We start from the raw sequence: 20,645 nt of genomic DNA on the forward strand, positions 1-20,645 counted from the left end.
GATTGTTTCGGGTGCGCTGCGAGTGGCACATGTGACTATCGGTCCTCGCCCGTTACCGTGGAGGCATGGCTGGGTCGGCGACGAGAAAGCGGAGCACTGCGGGAAGCGGCGGGAAGGCACCGGCGCGTAGTTCGCGTACGCCGGCGAAGTCTCGGGCCGCCGCGTCGAGCAGGTCGTCGAAAGGCCGTTCGACCAGGGGGAGTTCCCGGCCGCGGACGTCCAGTGCCCGGCGCCCGGCTCCCCGGCGCAAGAATGGCGCGTTCGGGCGCGGCGTGCGCAGTACCTGGAACCTCGTGGCCAAGGGCGTCGGTTCGCTGGCCCGCACGGTCGGGCGCACGCGGGAGCTCGAGGCCGAGCACCGGCGCGACGGGCTTGCTCTCGGGTTGATCGCGCTGGCCATCGTCGCCGCGGTCGGCGTCTGGTGGCGGGCGGCCGGGCCGATCGGGGCCGGGGTCGAGATCGCGACGCGGACGGTGCTCGGCGCAGGGGCGGTGACGTTGCCGCTGGTGCTGCTCGTGGTCGCCGTCGCGCTGATGCGGTCCGAGCCGAGTCCGGAAACCCGGCCGCGGATGGTGATCGGCACGCTGCTGGTCGTGCTGTCCGTGCTCGGGATGCTGCACATCTTCACCGCGCTCCCGGACACCAACGACGGCCGCATGTACGCGGGCGGCATTCTCGGCGCGTTCTCCGGCGGGCTGCTCACCAAGGGCGTCACCACCTGGGTCGCGGTGCCGCTGCTGATCCTCGCGCTGCTGTTCGGCGTCCTCGTGTTCACCGGCACGCCGGTGCGCGACATCCCGCACCGCCTGCGCACCTGGGGCCTCGACGAGCACGAGCTGGCCGAATACGAGGCCGGTCAGCACGACGACGAGCCCGAACCCGAGCCTGAGGCCGACCCGAAGTCCGTCCGGCTGCGCAAACCGTCGCGCCGCCGCCAGGCCAGTGCCGACAAGGACGGCGAGCAGCTCGACATCGACGCCGCGCTCGCCGAGCCGGCCACGCCGATCCGGCCGCCGAAGCCGGTCGCGCCGCCTGCCGACGTGCCGGAGAAGAAGCCGAAGAAGGCTCCGGAACCCGCGTTGTCGGTCACCCGCACCGTCGAGGGCGACTACGCGCTTCCGCCGCCCGACCTGCTGAAGCTCGGCGACGCGCCGAAGTCCCGCAGCAAGGCCAACGACCAGATGATCGAGGCGATCACCGGCGTCCTCGACCAGTTCAACGTCGACGCGCAGGTCACCGGCTTCACCCGCGGCCCGACGGTCACCCGGTACGAGGTCGAGCTCGGCCCGGGCGTGAAGGTCGAGAAGATCACCGCGCTGACCAAGAACATCGCCTACGCGGTGGCCACCGACAACGTCCGCCTCCTGGCGCCGATCCCGGGCAAGTCCGCGGTCGGCATCGAGGTGCCCAACTCCGACCGCGAGATGGTGCGCCTCGGCGACGTGCTGCGCGCGCCGACCACGGTCAAGGACAACCACCCGATGCTGATCGGGCTGGGCAAGGACATCGAGGGCGAGTTCGTCACCGCGAACCTCACGAAGATGCCGCACTTGCTGGTGGCGGGTTCGACCGGTTCCGGTAAGTCCAGCTTCGTGAACTCCATGCTGGTGTCGCTGCTGGCCCGGTCGACGCCCGCCGAATGCCGGATGATCCTGATCGACCCGAAGATGGTCGAGCTGACCCCGTACGAGGGCATCCCGCACCTGATCACGCCCATCATCACGCAGCCGAAGAAGGCCGCCGCCGCGCTGGCCTGGCTCGTCGAGGAGATGGAGCAGCGCTACCAGGACATGCAGGCCAACCGGGTCCGGCACATCGACGACTTCAACGCCAAGGTCCGCTCCGGCGACATCACCGCGCCGCCGGGCAGCGAACGCGAGTACCAGCCGTACCCGTACATCATGGCGATCGTCGACGAGCTGGCCGACCTGATGATGACCGCCCCGCGCGACGTCGAGGACGCGATCGTCCGGATCACCCAGAAGGCCCGTGCCGCGGGCATCCACCTGGTGCTCGCGACGCAGCGGCCGTCGGTCGACGTCGTCACCGGCCTGATCAAGACCAACGTGCCGTCGCGGCTCGCCTTCGCCACGTCGTCGCTCACCGACTCGCGGGTCATCCTCGACCAGCCGGGCGCGGAGAAGCTGATCGGCATGGGCGACGCGCTCTACCTGCCGATGGGCGCCGGGAAACCGGTCCGCATCCAGGGCGCGTTCGTCGGCGACGAGGAGATCGCCGCGGTCGTCAACTTCGCCAAGGAACAGGCGCAGCCGGACTACAACGAGGGCGTCACCAGCGCCAAGGCGGGCGAGAAGAAGGAGATCGACCCGGACATCGGCGACGACCTCGACGTCCTGCTGCAGGCCGCCGAACTGATCGTCACGTCGCAGTTCGGCTCCACCTCGATGCTGCAGCGCAAGCTCCGCGTCGGCTTCGCCAAGGCTGGCCGGCTGATGGACCTGCTGGAAAGCCGCGGCGTGGTCGGCCCGTCGGAGGGTTCGAAGGCCCGCGACGTGCTGATCAAGCCGGAGGAACTGGAGTCGGTGCTGTTCATGATCCGCGGCGGCTCCGACGCGGGCGGCTCGCCCGCCGGCGGCGAGGACGAAGACTTCTGAGCCCCGCGTGCAACCCGGCGGCGCGTCCGGCCCGTCCACTGCGCATGGACCTCAAGAAGCTCGCACTGGGTATCGGGACGGCCGCCGCGCTGGCCGGGTGCGCGGGCGGAACGGCCGCCATCGCGCAGACACCGTCGCGCCCGCCGGCCGCTGATCCGGGCGGAAACGTGGCGCTCACGCCCGGCCAGGAGGTGCAGGTCGCCGGACGGGACCTGACCGTGCGCTACCGCCAGCTGGTCTCGGATTCGCGCTGCAAGCCGGGCAGGCAGTGCTTCGTGGCGGGGGAGGCCGTGGTGGCGCTGGTCCTCACTGAACCGGGCCGCGGCGAGCACACGTCCGTCCAGCTGCACACCGGCCGTCAGGGCCCGGACACGACGACGTTCGCGGGGACGACGGTGAAGCTGGCCGCGGTGGACGGGTCGGGGAACCACATCCTGGTGCGGTTTTCCTGAGGGCGCTCAGAACTCCAGCAGCATCCGCGAGTTCCCGAGCGTGTTCGGCTTGACGTAAGGCAGGTCGAGGAACTCCGCGACGCCCGGGTCCAGCGACCGCCGCATCTCCTCGTACACCTCGTGCGACACCGGGGCGCCGTCGATCTCGACGAATCCGTGCCCGGAGAAGAACGACGTCTCGAACGTCAGCACGAACAGCCGCTTCAACCCCAGTTCGCGGGCCTCTTCGACGAGCCTGCCGACCAGCGCGCGGCCGATCCCGCGGCCGCGCGCCGCTTTGTCGACCACCACGGTGCGCAGTTCGCCGATGTCCTCCCACAGCACGTGCAGCGCGGCCGCGCCCAGCACGTCGTCGGTGCCGTTCTCCTCGTCGGTCGCGACCCAGAACTCCTGCACCGCCTCGTAGAGCGTGACCAGATCTTTCTCGAGGAGCACGCGGCCCGCGTCGGAATCGACGAGGGCCTTGATCTTGCGGACGTCGGCGATCCGCGCGCGGCGGACGGACGGGGAGCGGGAATCGGGCACCTGGTCAAGATAACGACCGCGAGGACCGGCCGCGCCGAGCGGCTCCATCGGGGGACCCCGGATGCGTGACGCCGCGAGCCGTCACGTATAGCTAGTGGACGCACATGACCAGTAGTCGGCGGCCCGGCCCGCCGCCGGCCCCCGGGAGGAACCTGCATGTCCGGCACCACGGTGGCTGCCCCGGAACGGCCCGGCAAACCTCCCGCCGGGCCGAGCGCGCAAGCGCGGTTCCGGCCCGAGCTGCAGGGCGTGCGGGCGCTGGCCTCGGTGCTGGTCGTGGTCTACCACGTGTGGTTCGACCGGATCTCCGGCGGCGTCGACGTGTTCTTCCTCGTCTCCGGGTTCCTCATCACCGGCCAGCTCTACCGGGCGCTGCTGCGCGGCCGCATCGAGCTGCGCGCCACCTGGGCCCGGATGATCAAACGGCTCTTCCCGGCCGCGATGACCGTGCTGCTCACCGTCGTGGTCGTCTCCCAGCTGCTGCTGCCGCAGGACCGCTGGTTCCAGACCATCCGCGAGGTCGTCGCGTCGGCGCTCTTTTACGAGAACTGGCAGCTCGCGGCCGATTCGGTGGACTACTTCGCCCAGCACAACAGCGCGAGCCTGGTGCAGCACTTCTGGTCGCTGTCCATCCAGGGCCAGTTCTACGTGCTGTGGCCGCTGCTGTTCGTCGGCCTCGGCCTGCTCGTGCGCCGGCTCGGCTGGTCGCTGCGGCGCACGGTGAACCTGCTGCTGATCGTCCTGTTCGCCGCCTCGCTCGCGTACTCGGTGTACCTCACCGCCGCCGACCAGCCGCTGGCCTACTTCCACGGCCTTACCCGGGTGTGGGAATTCGCGCTCGGCGGCCTGATGGCGATGTTCCTCGACCAGGTCACGCTGCCGCGCCTGCTGCGCATCGCGCTCGGCTGGGTCGGCGTCGCGGGGCTGGTGCTGTGCGGCGTGCTGCTCGAGGTCGACAGCGTGTTCCCCGGCTGGATCGCGCTGTGGCCGACCGTCTCGGCGGGCCTGGTGCTGGTCGCCGGGCAGACCGGCAGCGTGCTCGGCGCGGACCGCTGGCTCAGCTCGAAATTCCTCGGCTACGTCGGCAACCTCAGCTTCTCGCTGTACCTGTGGCACTGGCCGGTGCTGGTGTTCTACCTGATCGTCCGCGACCGGGTCGCGGTCGGTCTGCTCGGCGGCACGTTCGTGGTCGGCGTGTCGTTCCTGCTCTCGATCCTGACCTACCACCTGATCGAAAACCCGATCCGGCTGTCGAAGATCGGCACCGCGAAACGCTGGGGCGCGTACCGGTTCGGCGTGCTCGCGCTGGCCCCGGTGCTCGTCGCGAGCGGCGTCTGGCAGGGCGTGAGCAGCGCGCGGGCGAACTACGAGATCGCGATCGGCGACCCGGACCACCCGGGCGCGGTCGCGCACGCGCCGGGCTTCGTCTACCGCGGCACGCCGTCGCCGTCGATCGTGCCGCCCACGGTGAAGCTGGCCGACGACTGGGCCCGCACGCCGCTGGACCAGTGCTCGATCTCGCCGCGCAACAAGGAACTGCAGATCTGCTCGGAGTTCCCGGAGGGCCCGCCGACGAAGCGGGTCGTGCTGGTCGGGGATTCGCACATCCAGCAGTTCCTCGCGTCTTTCCGGCCCGCGATCGTCTCCGACGGCTGGGAAGTCTCGACCATGCTGAAGGGCGCGTGCCCGTACTCGTCCGGCTCCGAGCTGATGCCCGGCGACCAGCCCTGCCTCGACTGGAACAAGGCCGTCACCGACGAACTGCTCGACACTCGCCCGGACGCGGTGATCATGCTCGGCACCATCAACTCGAAGCCGGGGCCGCACGAGACGACGCCGAAGGGCTTCGCCGACGTCTGGTCCACTTTGGACAAAGCGGGCATCCCGGTCGTGGCCGTGCGCGACAACCCGCGCTACACGTTCAACATGGCCAGCTGCGTCGCGCAGAAGAGCCCGGCCGACCCGTCGTGCTCGGTGCCGCGGTCCGCCGCGGTGGCCGCGACGCCGTCGTGGGAGCAGGTCGAGGACGTCCCGGACAACGTGACCTTCCTGGACTTCACCGACTACTACTGCGACCAGAAGCGCTGCCGCGCGGTCGTCGGGAACGTGCTGGTCTACATGGACGACAACCATCCGTCCGCGACCTTCAACACGACACTCGCGCCGATCGCGGTCAAACAGCTCAAACAAGCCCTGCGGTGGTGACCGCGCGCGAGGCGGTAAGGGACGAGTTCGGCGACTAGCCGTCGCGGAGCGTCCCGGGTTGGGCACAATGGGGCGGCGGCGGGATCGCCGCACGGGCACCTGAGGGGGAGCTGGTCTTTTTGACGCGCGCAGGGTGGGACGCATTCCAGGCCGCACAGTCCGAGGCGGCGGCGGGCCGGACGGCCGCGCTGACCGGCCCGGACGGCGTCGGATGGCTGCTCGTCCCCGGCCAGGCGTGGCAGCGGAGGCTGCCGGACGGGAACTGGCAGTACACGCAGCCGCCCGCGGATCCCGGCTACCGCGGCGCGGCCCGTCTCGTGCCGCCGCCCGCTCCCGGCACGCCCGCGCCGGGCTACGGCGCGCCGCAGCAGTACCCGGGCGGCCAGCCGGGCTACGCCGGTCCCGGCAACGGAGGACCCCGGCCGCCGTATCCGGGTCCGCCGAGCAACCCGGGCGGTTTCGCCGCGCCCCAGGGCAATCCCGGCGGGTACGCGGGGCCGCCGCAGGGCTATCCCGGACCGCAGGGCGGCCCCGGCGGCTATCCCGGACCCGCCGCGCCGCCGCAAGGCAACGGATTCGGCGGCCCGCCTCCCGCTCCGCAGGGCTATCGCCCGCCGCCGCCCGGCTACCAGCCGCCGCAGGGCGGCCCGTGGTCCGGACAAGTGCCCGCGCAGCCGCCGCCCGCCGCGCCTCCAGCACCGCAGCCGCCAGCCGCGCCTTCGGGGCCTCCGCCGCTGCCCGCCGCCGGGCCCCCGGGATCGCCGCCGCCGGTCCCCGCGAGCGCCCCGAATCCCGCTCAGCCGCCGCAGATCCGGGTAGAGAGCCTAGGCCAGGCGGGGATGTTCGTCGCCGGGACCGAATCGATGGCCGAGTTCGTCACGCGCGCCACCCGGGTGGTCGCCTGGGCGGACGCCACCCGGCACGGCACCGCGAACGGCCCCGGCGAACCGCCGCCGCCCGAACCGGAACGGCCGGGTTCGGACGGCAACGGCAACAACGTGCTCGGCGACATGGCGCGGCACAGCCGGTCGGTCACGCTCGACCTGCTCGCCGCGGGCAACCGCATGTGGCAGCGCAAGGAGCAGTCCCGCTACGAAAAGGCCTATGAGGAGTGGCAGAAGGCCTACGCCGAATGGGAGAAGCGCGAAGCGGCGCGGATGACCGCGGGCACCAAGCAGCCGAACCCGTTCATCCTGCTGATCGGCGAGGCGAACACCGGCCAGCGCCGGTTCACCCGGGCGCTGAAGGCGTCGCTGACCGAGGCCGAAGTCGGGTTCGACAACGCCGAGTTCTTCGACTGCGCCGTCCTGGTCGCCGAGTACGGCGACGACCCGATCGAGCGTTCCGTGCCGACGACGATCAACGAGATCGAGAACGGCGGCTCCGCGCTCATGCTCGCGGAGCGGGTCGACGCGCTCTTCGAGAAGGACCTCGCCGGCACCGTCCGGCTGCTCCGCAACTACGCGCGCGACCAGGACAGCTGCCGCCTGATCGTCTTGGACGGCACCGAAAAGGTCCTCGAACAGCTCAGCGCCGAGGCCCCCGACCTGGTGCAGAACATGCTGCAGTACCGGCTGCCCCGGTTCGACCGGCCCGCCGAAGCGGCCGCGCTGCTCGACGTCCTGGCCCGGGAGCGTTCGTTCGGCCTGCCCGCCGACGTGCGCGACCGCCTCGCCGCGCTCGTCAAGGAACCCAGCGCCCGCACGGTGGAGGCGCTGCTGGACGCGGCCTCGCGGCAGGCGATCAGCCGGGGCGCGATGCCGGGCACCCGGATCGAGATCGGCCATCCGGACATCGAGCCGCTCGTCGCCGCGGCCGGCCAGCGCGGCGGGTCCTCGATCGAGGAGCTGCTCGCCGAACTGGACGGGATGATCGGCCTCGCCGCGGTCAAGGAGCGGGTCCGTTCGCTGACGTCGGAGATGACGATCGACGCGCGGCGGCGCGAAGCGGGCATGAAGGTCGCTGTGCGCAGCCGCCATCTGCTGCTCACCGGCAATCCCGGCACGGCGAAAACGACTGTCGCCCGGCTGCTCGGCAAGATCTACCAGGCGCTCGGCGCGCTGCCCAAGGGCCACGTCGTCGAGGTGACCCGCACCGACCTGGTCGGCGAGTACGTGGGCCAGACGTCGCTGAAGACCCGCGCGGCGGTCCAGCGGGCCGTCGGCGGCGTGCTGTTCCTCGACGAGGCCTACAACCTCGTGAACGACAAGGACGACGACTTCGGCCGGGAAGCGGTCGCGGAACTGCTGGTGCAGATGGAGAACCACCGCGAGGACCTGGTGGTCTTCGCGGCCGGCTACCCGAAGGAGATGGACGCCTTCCTGGAGTCCAACTCCGGCCTGCGCTCGCGGTTCGCCGGGTCCATCGAATTCCCGGACTACTCCAACGACGAGCTGGCGCGGATCTTCCGCGCGATGGCCAAGGGCCAGGGCTACGAGCTGTCCGCGGACCTGCTCGCGGCGCTGCCCGAAGCGGTCCGGCGGATCCCGCGCGGGCGCGGCTTCGCGAACGGCCGGTCCGCGCGCGTGCTGCTGGAAGCGGCGATCGGGAAGCAGTCCACCCGGTTGACCACCGACGGCGGCGCGGACCTGGTCACGCTCGTCGCCGCCGACCTCCCGCAGCCCGGCGAATCCGGGGTGGGCGCGGTGGACGACACCGGGCCGCGGCGCAGTCTGCCGGAGCTGCTGGCCGAACTGGACGCGATGATCGGGCTCGGCTCGGTGAAGCAGCGCGTGCGGTCCATGGTGGACGAGATGGCCGTCGACGCGCGGCGGCGCGAAGCGGGCATGAAGGTCGCCGTGCGCAGCCGCCACCTGCTGTTCACCGGCAACCCGGGCACGGCGAAGACGACCGTGTCGCGGCTGGTCGGGCAGATCTACCGCGAGCTGGGCGTGCTGCCGTCCGGGCACCTCGTGGAAGTCGGCCGCGGCGATCTCGTCGCCGAGTTCACCGGCCAGACCGCGCCGAAGACCCGCGAAGTGTGCGAACGGGCCGCGGGCGGCGTGCTGTTCATCGACGAGGCGTACAACCTCGTGCGCGACGACAACGACGACTACGGCAAGGAAGCCGTCACCGAACTGCTGGTGCAGATGGAGAACCACCGCGAGGACCTGGTGGTCTTCGTCGCGGGCTATCCCAAGCAGATGGACGAGTTCCTCGAGTCCAACCCGGGCCTGCGGTCGCGGTTCTCCGGCCGGATCGAGTTCCCGGACTACACGAACGAGGAACTCGCCGGGATTTTCACCGTGATGGCGAAGAGCCAGGGCTACGAGCTGTCCGCCGACCTCGCCGCCGCGCTGCCCGAGGCGATCCGCCGCATCCCGCGCGGTCGCGGGTTCGCGAACGGCCGGTCCGCGCGCGGCCTGCTGGAAGCCGCGATCAGCGGGCAGTCCAGCCGGCTCGCCGCCGCCCCGGACACGCCGCCGGACCAGCTGGCCGTCCTGGTGGCCGCGGACCTGCCGGGCGAGGCCGGGGTCGCGGTCAGCGACGACGCCGGACCGCGCCGCGGACTGGACGACCTGCTGGCCGAACTCGACGGCATGATCGGCCTGGACGGGGTGAAGGAGCAGGTCCGCGCGCTGGTCGCGGAAACGCGGCTGGACGCGCGCCGCCGCAAGGCCGGGCTGCCGGTCGGGGCGCGCAGCAGGCACCTGGTGTTCACCGGCAACCCCGGCACGGCGAAGACGACCGTCGCGCGCCTGATGGGCCAGCTCTACCGGGAGCTCGGCGTGCTGCCGTCGGGGCACCTCGTCGAGGTCGCGCGGCCGGACCTGGTCGGCGAGTACATCGGCCAGACCGCGCCGAAGACCCGCGAGGTGTGCGAGCGGGCGATCGGCGGGCTGCTGTTCATCGACGAGGCGTACAACCTGGTCCAGAGCTACTCGAACGGCACCGACTTCGGCAGCGAGGCGGTCGCCGAACTGCTGGTGCAGATGGAGAACCACCGCGAGGACCTGATCGTGATCGCGGCGGGCTACCCGGCGGACATGGACCGCTTCCTCGACGCCAACGCGGGCCTGCGGTCCCGCTTCGGCGCGACGGTGCACTTCGCCGACTACGACAACGACCAGCTGGCCGCGATCTTCACCGCCATGGCGGGCAAACAGGGTTACCGGCTCGACCCCGGGCTCGTCGAAGCGCTGCCCGGGTTCATGGCCGGTCTCGACCGCGGAACGGGTTTCGCCAACGGCCGCTCGGCCCGCGGCCTGCTCGAACGCGCGATCCGGGCGCAGGCGATGCGGCTGGCCGGCCCGGACGTCGACCTGGAGGCGCTGGACGACGCGGAGCTGACCCTGCTGACAGTCCCGGACGTGTCCGCCGCGGAATGACCCGCTCGGACGACCGGGTTTGCCGTCCGTGAAGGACTCCTTGAAGGAATCTGATTCCCTCGAGGGGTCCTTCACGGACGGCGAACCCGGCGCCGGAGGAGACCGGGTCACCGCACTGGGCGACTCCGTCTCGGGCGGTCCGGACGCGACGGCTACCCTGAACGTCGTGCCTTCTCCAGCCGCTGACTCCGCTCGCGCCCGCCGTGTCTCCCTCGTGACCTTGGGCTGTGCCCGCAACGAGGTCGATTCCGAGGAGCTGGCGGGCCGGCTGGCCGCGGGCGGCTGGGAACTGGCCGCCGAACCGGAGGACTCCGACGTCGTCGTGGTCAACACGTGCGGGTTCGTCGAATCGGCCAAAAAGGACTCGGTCGACACGCTGCTCGCCGCCGCCGACACCGGCCGCAAGGTCGTCGCGGTCGGCTGCATGGCCGAGCGCTACGGCACCGAACTCGCCGACAGCCTCCCCGAGGCCGACGCGGTGCTCGGCTTCGACCACTACGCCGACCTCTCGTCGCGGCTGGACGACGTGGTCGCCGGCCGCGCGATCGCCTCGCACACCCCGTCCGACCGCCGCAAGCTGCTGCCGATCAGCCCGGTGCAGCGGCCCGCCGCGACCGCCGAGGTCGAGGTGCCCGGGCACGCGCAGCACGGCTGGGGCCCGCGCGTCCTGCGCACGCGGCTCGACGATTCCCCGGTCGCCGCGCTGAAGATCGCCTCCGGCTGCGACCGGCGCTGCTCGTTCTGCGCGATCCCGTCGTTCCGCGGGTCGTTCGTGTCCCGCCAGCCCGACGAGATCGTCGCCGAGGCCGCCTGGCTCGCCGAGAACGGCGCGAAGGAACTGTTCCTGGTCAGCGAGAACTCCACGTCGTACGGCAAGGACTTCGGCCGCGACGGCACCCGCGCGCTCGAACTGCTGCTGCCGCGGCTCGCGGAGATCGACGGCATCGAGCGCGTCCGCGTCTCCTACCTGCAGCCCGCCGAAACGCGGCCGCAGCTGGTGCAGGCGATCGCGACCACGCCGGGCGTCGCGGACTACTTCGACCTGTCCTTCCAGCACTCCAGCGAACAGGTGCTGCGCCGGATGCGCCGGTTCGGCTCCACCGACTCGTTCCTCGCGCTCACCGAGCAGATCCGCGAGTACTCGCCCGAGGCGGGCATCCGCACCAACGTGATCGTCGGCTTCCCCGGCGAGACCGAGGACGACCTGGCCGAGCTGGAGCGGTTCCTCACCGGGGCGCGGCTCGACGCCGTCGGCGTGTTCGGCTACTCGGACGAGGACGGCACCGAGGCCGAGACCTTCGAGGGCAAGCTCGACCCGGCCGTGGTCGCCGAGCGCGTCGCGCGCATCTCGGCGCTGGTCGAGGAGCTGACCGCGCAGCGCGCCGAGGACCGCATCGGCACCTTCGTGGACGTGCTGGTCGAGCACGACGGCACGGACGGCGACGACGCGGTCGGCCGCGCCGCGCACCAGGCCCCTGAGGTCGACGGGGAATGCGTCATTCTCGAGGACGAAGAGACCAAGCCGCTCTCGGTGGGCGACATCGTCCGCTGCGAGGTCGTCGACTCCGCCGGCGTCGACCTGGTCGTCCGTCCGGCACCGGACGCCGGCCGGTGAGTGCCGCGCCCAGCGGGGCTGGCGAGGGCGTGCCCCGCGCCGCGTCGGAGGGCGGGGCTCAGCTGCCCGAGGCGACTCCGGTCCCGACGCTGAACCTGGCGAACCTGCTCACCATCTCGCGGCTCGTCCTGGTCCCGCTGTTCGTGGTCGCGCTGTTCACCGGCCACGGCGAGGACACCACCTGGCGCGCGATCGCCACCGGGCTGTTCGCCATCGCCTCGGCCACCGACCAGGTCGACGGCTGGGTCGCCCGCCGCTACGGGCTCATCACCGACTTCGGCAAGATCGCCGACCCGATCGCGGACAAGGCGCTCATCGGCGCCGCGCTGGTCGGGCTCAGCGCGCTGGGGGAGCTGTCCTGGTGGGTCACGATCGTGATCGCGGTGCGCGAGATCGGCGTGACCCTGCTGCGGTTCTGGGTGATCCGGCACGGCGTGATCCCGGCCAGCCGCGGCGGCAAGGCGAAGACGATGGCGCAGATCCTCGCGATCGTGACCTACCTGCTGCCGCTCCCGGCCGGAGCGGACCCGGTGCGCTGGGTGCTGATGGGAATCGCGGTGGCGCTGACGGTGATTACCGGCGTCGACTACCTGGTCCGTGCGATCCGGCTGCGCGCCGCCGGCCGGCGCGCGATGGGCGCGTGATGACCGGAGCGCGCGAACTGGTCGCGACCCTCACCCGCCGGGGGGAAACCGTGGCCGCCGCGGAGTCGCTCACGGCCGGTCTCGTCTGCGCCACGCTCGCCGAGGTGCCGGGTGCGAGCGCGGTGCTGCGCGGCGGTCTGGTGGTCTACGCCACAGAGCTGAAGGCCGCGCTCGCCGGGGTCGACGAACAGCTGCTGGCCGAGCACGGTGCGGTGCACCCCGACGTCGCCGCGCAGCTGGCCAGGGGCGCGCGGGAGCGGTGCGGGGCGACCTGGGGCCTCGGCCTGACCGGTGTCGCCGGGCCGGATCCGCAGGACGGCGTAGCCCCGGGCACGGTGTACGTCGGGCTCAGCGGACCCGGCGTGGACACGGTGCGTGAGCTGGCCGAGACCGGTGACCGGGACACGATCCGGACCGCGTCGGTGCGCGCCGCGTTCGCGCTGCTCGGGGAACAACTAGACTGAAAACGGCGTTCGCCCTTGGCGTACGTACGTGTCAAGTCCTGCACTCGGGGTACCGCTCTGGGTAACGTAGGAGGCACCAGTTCGGGAAGGGAGGCGCGTGATGACCGTGCTGTTGCGCGAGGCGATCGGTGATCGGCTCCGTCATGCCCGCACCAACCAGCGTCGGACGCTGCGTGACATCTCCCGCGCCGCCCGGGTGAGCCTCGGCTACCTGTCCGAGGTCGAGCGCGGCCAGAAGGAAGCTTCCAGCGAGCTGCTGGCGTCGATCTGCGAGGCGCTGGAGCTGCCGCTGGGCGAGCTGCTGCACAAGGTCGCCGCCGACGTGTCGGCCCTCGACAAGGTCGAGGTCGCGCCGGTCGAAGAGGTGGAGACCGCGCCGGGCCAGACTGTTCCGGACCGGGGCGAGGCCGGGTTCGAAGGCGGCCGCCTGGTGTCGGAGCTGATCGGCGACGACCTCTCCGACCTGCGGCTTCAGCCCGCGCCGCGGATGAACACGACGTTGCGGACCACGATCGGCGCGCCCAAGCTCGCGTCCACGATCGCGGCGTAACGCCGGCGCTGTTTCGCTGCACGGCCCCGGGGATCTCCCCGGGGCCGTCGGCGTGCGCGGGGTTCCCCTCCGGGCCGGTCCCGGCCGCCAGTCAGGGCTGACCCTGAATTCCCCCGGGGTCGCCTGGAACGGCGGAGGCCGACCTGACACGATGGAACCCAACGCCGGGGTCGGTACGTTGTGCGACTAGGGGAGCGACGCCCCGCCCCGAAGCAATCAGGGCCCGTGGGACGCAAGAAGGCAGGCGGAGGAGATGGCCAACCCGTTCGTGAAGTTCTGGAAGTACATGATGGCGGCGTTCTCGTCGAAGATCGACGAGCACGCCGACCCGAAGGTACAGATCCAGCAGGCCATCGAGGAGGCGCAGCGCAACCACCAGGCGCTGACGCAGCAGGCCGCCTCCGTGATCGGCAACCAGCGGCAGCTGGAGATGAAGCTCAACCGCCAGCTCGGCGAGGTCGAGAAGCTGCAGGCCTCGACGCGCCAGGCGCTGGTGCTGGCCGACGAGGCCCGCAGCAAGGGCGACGAGGCGAAGGCGACCCAGTTCGAGACCGCGGCGGAGAGCTTCGCCGCGCAGCTGGTCACCGCCGAGCAGAGCATCGAAGACCTCAAGACGCTGCACGACCAGTCGCTGCAGGCGGCGACGCAGGCCAAGCAGGCCGTCGAGCGCAACGCGACGATGCTGCAGCAGAAGCTGGCCGAGCGCACCAAGCTGCTCTCGCAGCTGGAGCAGGCGAAGATGCAGGAGCAGGTCTCCGCCTCGCTGAACCAGATGAGCCAGCTGGCCGCGCCGGGCAACACGCCGTCGCTGGAAGAGGTCCGGGACAAGATCGAGAAGCGCTACACCACCGCGCTGGGCTCGGCGGAGCTGGCGCAGAACTCGGTCCAGGGCCGCATGATGGAGGTCCAGGAGTCGGCCACCCAGATGGCGGGCCACTCGCGGCTCGAGCAGATCCGCGCGTCGATGCGCGGCGACTCGGTCGCCCAGGTCACCGACGGCGGCGCGTCCGCGGGCGCGGCCAAGCCGGCCGCCGCCTCCGGCGACATCCAGCGGGAGATCCAGGCCCGCGTGCAGGCGGAACAGGGCAAGAACCCGGCCTGACCGGCCGGGCACGAGCGGCGCGCAGGGGGTAGGGCCGGATGACCAAGCGACGGGACTTCAGCGAGTTCAACGCGAAGCTCGAGAAGCACATCGAGCGGTTGCCCGACTACGCCCAGCGCGCCCAGGAAAAGCTGCAGCGGTACTTCCCGCCCGCCGACGAGGCGGGCGGGAAGCCGCAGCAGAACGGCCGGACCCAGCGCGGTCCGGTCTCCCCGCCGCCGGCCCCGCGCCGCCCGTCGGCCCCGGCCGCGTTTTCCGCGGTGGCCGGACAGGTGCCCGCGGTGGCCGAGGTCCGCGCGAAATGGCAGCGCTGGAACGAGCCGAGCGCGAAACACCAGCGCCGGGTCCGCCGCACCTCGCGCGTGCTGACGCTGTGGGTGCTGGTCACGATCCTGTTCGGGGTCCTCACCGTGCTCACCGCCACCGGATTGCTCGGCGGGGCGGTGGCCGGTCCGGAGATCGGGCAGGCGGTGTTCTCCGGGTTCGCGACGCTGGTGTTCGGCACGTTCAGCGTCCGCACCGGGATGCGGCTGCGAGAGCTCAAGAAGGTCGAACTGCCCGCCGCGCCCAGCGGCCCGCCGCCGCTGCCCGCCGCCGGTTCGGCCGCGCGCGGGCCGATGGAGCGGCTGGCCGAGTCGGAAGCTTCGCTGCGGGAACTCCTGAAGCAGCTTTCGGTCCCGACCTCGCTGGGCACCACGGCGGTTCCCGAGGTTTCCGTCGCCGACGCCCGCGCGACGGCCGACGAGGCCGCCCGTGCGCTGCGCGGCCTGGCCGACCGGATCCAGGCGATCGAACGGGGCCGCAATTCCGCGCCGGAGCGCGAACGTTCGGCGCTGCAGGCCGCGATCGGGAAGCTGCGCGAACAACTCGACGACGGCATCGAGGGCTACGGCGGCCTGGTCGCCGCGGCCGGTCGCGCGGTGGCCGCGAGCAGTGACGGGATGGTCACGTCGCGGGAGGCACTGACGGACGCGACGGACCGGCTCGCCGGGTTGGCGCTGGCGTTGAAGGATCTCGGCTGACCCTGGCCCGTGGGCTCCAGGTGGCTGGCTTGCGACCGGGGAATCCGCCGCGAAACGCCCGATCCAGGGGTGAATGTGGTCCGGGCCTGCTGCTTCGCGACGACTCCGGGAATCGCAGCGATCGGGCGGGACCGCCGTCCTGATGGCCGAGTTTGGGATTCCGGTCGGCGCAACCGGACGCATCCGGCCGCGACGGTGCGTGAGTTTCCCCCGCACACCGCAACAATCGCGTAATCCGATCCTGCTGGTGACGGAAACGTCTGCGGTTTAACGTTTTTCTCATGAGGTCGGTGTTGGCACCCGCCAGGCCCGGCGTCGCGGGCTGAGGTTCGCGGCGCCGGACGTACACAGTGGACTCCTCCGATCCCGCCGAGGAAAGGACGCCCTCGTGACTACGCTCCCGCCGGAACCTGATCCTGTTCCCGTCCCTCCGCCCAGCTCGCACGAGCGGGTCCGCACCGCGTTCGAGCGGCTCGCGAAAGCCGACCGCCCCGGACTCTGGGCTTCGGTGCGGACCATGGAGGAAGTGCTCGTCGAGGCGAAAACCGTCGACGAACGCGTCCACGCCGGAGAAGACCTGCCGCTCGCCGGAATCGTCTGCGCGGCCGACGCCGACGGCCCGCCCGCGCTCGCGCGGCTGACCGACGCCGGCGCGGTGGTCCTCGGAACCACTGTCGCGGACCCGGAAAACGCGGTCGTGGGACTCGAGATCGTCGACCTGGCACTGAATTCCGCCGCCCGCGAGATCGCCGCCCCGCCTGGCGTGCTCACCCTCAAACCGACGCCCGGGCTCATCGCCGGCCCGACCGTTTCGGTGTCCGCGCACCGCCTCGCGACCGCCCAGCGCGCGATCGCGGCGATGCTCGGCCCCGATGGTCTGGACCCGGCGGCCCGCGAATGGCCCGCCGACGTCCGGCTCGCCGCCGGGCAGCACCCGCGCCTCGGCATCCCCGCCGAAGCCAGCCTCCCGCTGCCCGCGAGGAGGGCGTTCGACGTCGCCGCGGCCTCTCTGGAGGCTTCGGGTGCGGTGCTGGTCCCTGTGGACGTCCGCGCGCTTTACGGGGCCGGAAACGCCCCTGCGGCGCGCTCGCTGCTGGCGGAGCTGGACGCGGTTCTCCTGCCGACCGTCGGCGTCCTGGACGCGACGCTGAACGCCCTGGATCTCGCTGCGGTGACCGTGCCGGGGGACCGGCGGCCGTACGGGATCACGGTGGTGACAAGGGCGTTCGAGGACCAGATCGGGCTCGACCTGGCTTCGGTGCTGACCGGCGAGCAGTCGCCGGATCCGTATCCGTGCGAAAGCGTCGACGTCGTGGTGTTCGGCGCGCATCTGTGCGGCCAGCCGCTGCACGACGAACTGCACGGCGCCCGGTTCGGCGGTCTGGTCCGGACCGCCGAGCGCTACCGGATGGTGCTGCTCGACGGGGTCACGCCGCCGCAGCCCGGGGTGGTCTCCGGCTCGGCGGGCGTGGACGGCGAGCGCTGGCGGTTGTCTCCCGCGGCGTTCGGCCGGTTCGCCGCCGGCTTGGCCGCGCCGTTCGTGCTGGGCCGGGTCGAACTGGAGGACGGGAGCACGCCGCTGGCGGTGCTGTGCGAACCAGCGGCCGCGGCGGGCGGGGAAGGTCTGGACCGGTACGCGTCCTGGCGGGGCTACCTGCGGTTCGTCAGCACTGGCGGGCCGCGGTTCCCCGGCTGAGGCCGGGCGGTCGCTTTCGGCGCGGGGGCCCGAGTCTTCGTGGGCGGACTCGGGCTCGGCGCTGCGCTACCGGGCGGCGAGCCCCCGGCCGACGCGACGGACGAGTCCGGGCCCGTGCAGGGCGAAGCCGGTGTAGAGCTGCACGAGGCTGGCCCCGGCGTCGAGCATGCGGCGGGCGTCGTCCGGGCCGAGGATGCCGCCGACGCCGATGATGGGCAGCTTGCCTTCGGTCTTCTCGTGGACGAAGCGGACGACCTCGGCCGAACGCCGGGTCAGCGGACGGCCGGAGAGTCCGCCGGTTTCGGCGGCCAGCGCGGCTTCGGCGGGGGCGATGCCTTCGCGGGAGAGGGTCGTGTTGGTCGCGATGATTCCGGCGACGCCGTGCTCCAGGCAGACCTCGAGGAGTTCGGCGAGCGCGTCGTCGGTGAGGTCGGGGGCGACCTTGACCAACAGCGGAGTGTTGCCGCCCAGTTCGGCACCGGTCTTGCGGAGTTCGGCGAGCAGCTCGGCGAGCGCGGCTTTGTCTTGCAGCGCACGGAGACCCGGGGTGTTCGGGGAGCTGACGTTGATCGCGAAGTAGTCCGCGTAGGGGTGCAGGGCGCGCAGCGAGAAGCGGTAGTCCTCGACGGCCTCGTCCAGCGGCGTCACCTTCGACTTGCCGATGCTGATCCCCAGCGGGACCGCGGGTTTTCCGTCCGCGGCCAGGCGGTCGGCGAGGGCTTGGGCCCCGTCGTTGTTGAAGCCCATGCGGTTGATGACCGCGTCGGTGGCCGGGAGGCTGTAGAGGCGGGGTTTCGGGTTGCCCGGCTGGGGATGGCGGGTGACCGTGCCTACTTCGACGAACCCGAAGCCCAGGGCGGGCCACGCGTGGAGGGCGCGGCCGTTTTTGTCCATGCCCGCGGCCAGGCCGATCTTGTTGGGGAAGGTCAGGCCGAGGACGGTGGTGGGGTCGGCGGTGCGGTACAGCTTCGAGATCGGGCGGAGGGTTTTTCCGGCTCGGCTCAGCAAGGTGACGGTGCGTTCGTGGACTACCTCGGGGTCGTGGTAGGCGAGCCGGTACATCGCTGGGCGGACGATCCTGTCGAAGAGCACGCGTCCATGCTGCCGTATGGGGGGTGGGCCGGCTGGGGTGGATCTCGGTTGGTGTGGTGGGGGTCGCGTTGCGGCTCGTCGCCTGGCGGCGACATTGCGCACGGTGGTTGCGTGGGGCACCCCGAAGCTTGATTGTGCTGACGGTCTGGGGGTGCTTGTCAAGGCGGGAAAGATGCCTTGACAAGCACCCCCAGACCGCAGGGAGGCTTCGTATCGGGGTTGGGGGAGGGGCTGGGTGCCTCGCTCGTGGGTGCATCGGCTGCGGGTTGCTTCGTGGGATGGGGCTTCGCGGCTCTCGAGAGTTGGCGAATCTTCGGCGAGTTGCGGCGCAACGCGCGCTGCGCCACCACTCTGCTCCGGGCACTGCTCCGTGCTCGTTCACCAGTGTGATCAGGGCAAATCAGGATGGAAGATCCCCAATGTGGCATTGGGTGCGTGCGATGCACCCAATGTGGCGTTCGGTGCGTCTGACGCACCCAATGCCGCATTGGGGCGCATCGCTGCGGCTGCGAGGGCGGGCGAGTGGGGCGGTGGTCCGTGAAGGAGCCCCTCACGACCAGAGCGGATCAGTTTCGCCTCGCGGCGCCGGCTTTCCACTCGTCTTCCAACATGGCGTAGACCAGCTCGTCGGTCCATTCGCCCTTGACGATCTCGTTTTCCCGCAGGCGTGCTTCCTGGCGCATGCCCAGCCGTTCCATCAAGGTCGCCGACGCGGTGTTGCGGCCGTCGCAGCGGCCGATGATGCGGTGCAGGCCCAGGTCTTCGAAGCCGAGGCGCAGGACCTCGCGCGTTGCTTCCAGGGCCAGGCCTTTTCCGTGGTGGTCGGGGTGGAAGACGAAGCCGATCTCGCCCTGGCGGTGTTCGGCGCTGAGGTATTCGAGGTTGAGGTCGCCGATGAGCTGCCCGGTTTCGGCGAGTTCCACGGCGACGGCGAGGAACTGGCCTTCCTCCGACAGCGACGCGCTGTGCACGCGCTTCGCCAGCGCGGCGGCGGATTCCGCACGGCTGCGCGGTCCCCAGTACAGGTAGCGGACGACGTCCGCGCGGGACTGGAACGAGTTCAGGGCATCGAGATCGTCGTCCCGGAACGGGCGGAGGAGCAGGCGTTCGGTGCTGATCGGATAGTCCGGCCTGAGCATCCTCCCAGCCTAGCGACTTCCGCGTGCCCGCAGGAACCGCCGCGGTGATCGCCTGGCGCGGAAAAAACACGCGCGGAGCCGCGTGCGGACATGGAAATTCCCGGGGCGCCTCCTGGACGCCGTCAGCGTCCAGGCTCGAGCCGGACCGGTGCTCGAGAACCCCGGGAACCCGGTGACTGCCTGGTATTCGTCAGCAGGCAGCACGTGAAGCAGGCGATGAGCCGAAGGTGGCTCTTGTTGCATCGCTGCTCAAAGTCCCTACACGTGCCATCCGCTAGCGGACAGCCACCTCACGAGTCCTGTGTGAATACAACTTAGGACCACCTCCTCTCTCGTGTACTGCCACGCTAACCGCGAACCTCTAGATACGGCAACATCATTTGCGCGGCGGTCCATCGGCCGGGACGGGGCCGGGCTGGCAGCGCGGGCAGCACCAGGTCGGGCGCTGGTACTGGCCGTCGCCCTGCTGGCGCACCAGCAGCGGGCCGCCGCAGCGGAAGCAGCCTTGGCGGGTGCGTTCGTAGACCCAGGTGCGGCGGCCGCGGCGGAGGTCGCCGGTGGTGGCCTGTTCGTGCCGCCAGGCGTTGGCGACCAGCAGCTTCCGGGCGAGCGCCACGGCCCGTGCGGGGTCCACTTCGGACACTGGGGTCCACGGGGAAACCCCTAGCAGGAAAGAGATCTCGCACTTGTAGAGATTGCCGACGCCGGCCATGATGCGCTGGTCGAGCAGTGCGTCGCCGAGTTCGCGGTCCGGTTTCGCGGCGAGGTTGGCGGCGGCCAGCGCGGCGTGCTCGTCCGTCCACTGTGGATCGAGCAGGTCGGGGCCGAGGTGGTCGACGAGAGTGTGTTCCTCGGTGGTGGGCAGCAGTTTCAGGTCGTGCAACCGAAAACCGATCGCCTGGACGTCGTCGGTCATCAGCACGACGCGCGCGTGATGGGCGGGCATCGGCCACTTCGCGCCCGCGGGCTGGATTTTCCACGAGCCGTCCATGCGCAGGTGGCTGTGCAGCGTCAGGTCGCCGGAGAAGCGCGTGAAGAGATGCTTTCCGACGGTGCCGACGCCGTGCACCTCCCGGCCCGCGAGGTCCACAGTGGCCAGTTCGGGGTGCCGGAACTGCCCGCGCACCAAGGTTTTCCCGGCGAGCGCGCGGTCGAGCAGTTTTCCGGCCAGGAATACGGTGTCGCCCTCGGGCACG

At 71.2% G+C, this 20,645-nt stretch carries 15 protein-coding genes; 11 read left to right on the plus strand and 4 right to left on the minus strand.

What is annotated here, in order from left to right; translation table 11 throughout:
- Positions 1–65 precede the first annotated feature (65 nt).
- Complete coding sequence (locus WA670_RS38770; RefSeq protein WP_051171419.1) at positions 66–2,615, plus strand: DNA translocase FtsK; 2,550 nt, start codon at positions 66–68, stop codon at positions 2,613–2,615.
- Positions 2,616–2,659: 44 nt separating this feature from the next.
- Entirely contained in the window at positions 2,660–3,067 is a 408-nt protein-coding gene (locus WA670_RS38775) for a hypothetical protein (RefSeq protein WP_238605442.1), read from the plus strand.
- Between the two features lie 6 nt (positions 3,068–3,073).
- On the opposite strand, the gene WA670_RS38780 is transcribed toward WA670_RS38775, so the two are convergent.
- Positions 3,074–3,592 (minus strand): amino-acid N-acetyltransferase, encoded by a 519-nt coding sequence (locus tag WA670_RS38780; RefSeq protein ID WP_037812807.1) that lies wholly within the window; start codon positions 3,590–3,592, stop codon positions 3,074–3,076.
- A gap of 156 nt (positions 3,593–3,748) precedes the next feature.
- Here WA670_RS38780 and WA670_RS38785 point away from each other — a divergent pair, with 156 nt between their 5' ends.
- The 9 genes from WA670_RS38785 (at position 3,749) to WA670_RS38825 (ending at position 17,218) form a co-directional block, all read left to right on the plus strand.
- Positions 3,749–5,797: an acyltransferase family protein gene (locus WA670_RS38785; RefSeq protein ID WP_336161107.1), complete on the plus strand. Its 2,049-nt coding sequence runs from the start codon at positions 3,749–3,751 to the stop codon at positions 5,795–5,797.
- 119 nt (positions 5,798–5,916) lie between these two features.
- Complete coding sequence (locus WA670_RS38790; protein ID WP_336161108.1) at positions 5,917–10,125, plus strand: AAA family ATPase; 4,209 nt, start codon at positions 5,917–5,919, stop codon at positions 10,123–10,125.
- Positions 10,126–10,291: 166 nt separating this feature from the next.
- Positions 10,292–11,740, plus strand: coding sequence for a 30S ribosomal protein S12 methylthiotransferase RimO (gene rimO / locus WA670_RS38795; protein ID WP_037812800.1), 1,449 nt, complete (start codon positions 10,292–10,294; stop codon positions 11,738–11,740).
- Positions 11,737–12,384 carry a CDP-diacylglycerol--glycerol-3-phosphate 3-phosphatidyltransferase gene (gene pgsA / locus WA670_RS38800; protein ID WP_275294320.1) on the plus strand — a complete coding sequence of 216 codons (648 nt, stop codon included), beginning with the start codon at positions 11,737–11,739 and terminating at the stop codon, positions 12,382–12,384. Before rimO ends, pgsA begins: the two co-directional genes overlap by 4 nt.
- Positions 12,384–12,848, plus strand: coding sequence for a CinA family protein (locus WA670_RS38805; protein ID WP_336161109.1), 465 nt, complete (start codon positions 12,384–12,386; stop codon positions 12,846–12,848). The genes pgsA and WA670_RS38805 overlap by 1 nt, the downstream gene beginning before the upstream one ends.
- A gap of 100 nt (positions 12,849–12,948) precedes the next feature.
- Positions 12,949–13,398: a helix-turn-helix domain-containing protein gene (locus WA670_RS38810; RefSeq protein WP_037812480.1), complete on the plus strand. Its 450-nt coding sequence runs from the start codon at positions 12,949–12,951 to the stop codon at positions 13,396–13,398.
- Positions 13,399–13,651: 253 nt separating this feature from the next.
- Entirely contained in the window at positions 13,652–14,500 is an 849-nt protein-coding gene (locus tag WA670_RS38815) for a PspA/IM30 family protein (RefSeq protein ID WP_037812477.1), read from the plus strand.
- 38 nt (positions 14,501–14,538) lie between these two features.
- Positions 14,539–15,522 (plus strand): phage shock envelope stress response protein PspM, encoded by a 984-nt coding sequence (pspM, locus tag WA670_RS38820; RefSeq protein ID WP_336161110.1) that lies wholly within the window; start codon positions 14,539–14,541, stop codon positions 15,520–15,522.
- A gap of 388 nt (positions 15,523–15,910) precedes the next feature.
- Entirely contained in the window at positions 15,911–17,218 is a 1,308-nt protein-coding gene (locus WA670_RS38825) for an allophanate hydrolase-related protein (protein ID WP_336161111.1), read from the plus strand.
- 66 nt (positions 17,219–17,284) lie between these two features.
- Here the strand turns inward: WA670_RS38825 and WA670_RS38830 are convergent, their stop codons facing one another.
- From WA670_RS38830 to WA670_RS38840, 3 genes are all read right to left on the minus strand, one after another.
- Entirely contained in the window at positions 17,285–18,310 is a 1,026-nt protein-coding gene (locus tag WA670_RS38830; protein ID WP_336161112.1) for a quinone-dependent dihydroorotate dehydrogenase, read from the minus strand.
- A 566-nt stretch (positions 18,311–18,876) separates the two neighbouring features.
- Complete coding sequence (locus tag WA670_RS38835; RefSeq protein WP_336161113.1) at positions 18,877–19,449, minus strand: GNAT family N-acetyltransferase; 573 nt, start codon at positions 19,447–19,449, stop codon at positions 18,877–18,879.
- A gap of 376 nt (positions 19,450–19,825) precedes the next feature.
- On the minus strand, positions 19,826–20,644 hold the full coding sequence (locus WA670_RS38840; RefSeq protein ID WP_134728568.1) for a DNA-formamidopyrimidine glycosylase family protein: 819 nt from the start codon (positions 20,642–20,644) through the stop codon (positions 19,826–19,828).
- Position 20,645: the final 1 nt, after the last annotated feature.

Origin of the sequence: Amycolatopsis sp. VC5-11, from assembly GCF_037034185.1 — a bacterium.
In the GTDB taxonomy this organism is placed as follows: domain Bacteria; phylum Actinomycetota; class Actinomycetes; order Mycobacteriales; family Pseudonocardiaceae; genus Amycolatopsis; species Amycolatopsis nivea.